This is a genomic window from Rhodococcus sp. Chr-9, assembly GCF_000801125.1.
Lineage (GTDB): Bacteria > Actinomycetota > Actinomycetes > Mycobacteriales > Mycobacteriaceae > Rhodococcus > Rhodococcus pyridinivorans.
Window position 1 is genome coordinate 1 of the sequence record NZ_JTIZ01000027.1, and the last position, 1,878, is coordinate 1,878.

The following is a 1,878-nucleotide window of genomic DNA, read 5'->3' on the forward strand; positions in this document are numbered from 1 at the left end:
TTTGAACTATTGAATGAAACTGTTGCCTTAAAAGGTAATGCAGTTAATTATATCCATGCAAATATTGACTTAACGCAAACAGCAAACCCTGTAAGTTTATCAGCAGAAACATCAAATAATAGTAACGGTGTTGATATAAACAACGGTTCTGGCGTTTTGAAAGTTTGTTTTGATGTTGTTACGACTTCAGGAACTGGTGTAACAAGCATTAAGCCAATTCTTCAGGCTAGTACTTTAGATAGTATTTCTGCAAACGATTTATCACTTAAAGATTCAATCAATGCAAATAATTTATCACTTAAAGGTTCAATCAACGCAAATAATTTATCGCTTAAAGGTTCAATCAATGCAAATGATATATCACTTAGAGGTACAATCGATGTTCCAACTCAAATGTTGACAATTCAAACTGGAAATGGTATGCAGTTGCAATTCACTAAAAAGAACGATGATTTAGTAATTGTTAGACTCTTTGGTAGTGTATCAACTACAAAAGCTGGCATTAAAATGTCTGGACCATGGGTAGATAAAGAATTTCGTCCAGCTGTTGTTCAAAGTATTGTTGGTCATTTTGCTGGACATGAGACTTCTTTCCATATTGACATAGACACAAACGGTAGTATTACTTGGTGGGGACCAGATATTGGTAAAACACCTATTGCAACACGTGGTAACGGAAGTTACTTCATTAAATAACAAAATAGAAAGCGAAACAAAATGGTAACTAGAATGATTTTAATAACTATCTTAATTTTAGCGATTCTTTTCGCTACATGGGTAAAAGATAGAGAAGCAATGAACCCACCTTTCAAACGTAGACTTGTGATTGACTTAACGGTTATTTTATCCCTGTGGGTTTTATATGCGGTCTTCTTCTTTACACAAACTCCCTCAACTTCTGATATTGCCAAAACTGTGATTGACGTAGGTTTATTGTACTTTGTAGGGCAATTTATTTATTTGGTCGCAAAAATCAGTCCTATGTTCGACGGTTTGGTTAAACTTATGAAAAAGAACGGTGTAAGTGTTCCAGAAGTAGAAGAAGAACAAACGGAGGATAAAAAAGAATGAATATAACTAATGCTGGTGTACGTGGTTATAACCCTACTGGGGTTGTAATTCACAATGACGCTGGTTCGAATGGTGCTAACGCTGGCTTCTACAACAACTGGTTACCTAATCATAACCCTGAAAATGGCTTTGCTCATGTCTACATTGCTTCTGACGGAAGATTACAAGCTTCTGATTTCTCTAATATGGCATGGCATTGTGCCAACTCGTACGGTAATGCTAACTATGCAAGCTGGGAAGTATGCCAATCAGAGGGCGATTTAAACCAGTTCTTGAGAAATGAGCAAGCGGTACTAGATGACGTGGCTAAGTACATGAAACAATGGGGGTTAACTCCTAATCGTGATACTGTTAAACTACATCAAGAACTTTCAGCAACTTCATGCCCTAGACGTTCAGTAGAAGTACACGGAGGCACGTTAGAGAGTTGTCGCTCATACTTTATCACAGAACTAAACAAGCGCCTTACAGGACAAACTAGTGGCACAGTCGCAGTAAACAATACACAAACAAATACAGAATTAGAGGACGACGATTTAATGAAATTTACATATACAAATGGCGATAAAACAACTTACTACTTTAATGGCGAAAAAGTTATCGCTCTATCACACCCAGACCAATTGGCAATTGTTCGTAAAACTTATAAAGAAACAACTGGCAAAGACCTTAAAAACTTCGATTGGAAAGGTTCGCCTATTGATATTCGTTTCATGCAAGCTAACGGAATCGACAAACCAATCATTGCTAAAAAATAATACGAAAAAGGCCCTCACTTAATTGTGGGGCTTTCTTTGTTCGGTATCA

General features: G+C 36.7%; 3 protein-coding genes. All 3 read left to right on the forward strand.

Going from position 1 to position 1,878, the window contains the following annotated elements:
- A partial coding sequence (locus tag QR64_RS25450) for a hypothetical protein (protein WP_039584064.1) occupies positions 1-696 on the forward strand: 696 nt, incomplete at its 5' end.
- Positions 697-729: 33 nt separating this feature from the next.
- Positions 730-1,071 carry a hypothetical protein gene (locus QR64_RS25455; RefSeq protein WP_197064330.1) on the forward strand — a complete coding sequence of 114 codons (342 nt, stop codon included), beginning with the start codon at positions 730-732 and terminating at the stop codon, positions 1,069-1,071.
- Entirely contained in the window at positions 1,068-1,829 is a 762-nt protein-coding gene (locus QR64_RS25460; RefSeq protein ID WP_036853161.1) for an N-acetylmuramoyl-L-alanine amidase, read from the forward strand. Before QR64_RS25455 ends, QR64_RS25460 begins: the two co-directional genes overlap by 4 nt.
- Positions 1,830-1,878 lie beyond the last annotated feature (49 nt).

Bases quoted from the DNA above. Each gene is read 5' to 3' on its own strand.
- QR64_RS25455 (WP_197064330.1), top strand. From the start codon at position 730: ATGATTTTAATAACTATCTTAATTTTAGCGATTCTTTTCGCTACATGG.
- QR64_RS25460 (WP_036853161.1), top strand. From the start codon at position 1,068: ATGAATATAACTAATGCTGGTGTACGTGGTTATAACCCTACTGGGGTT.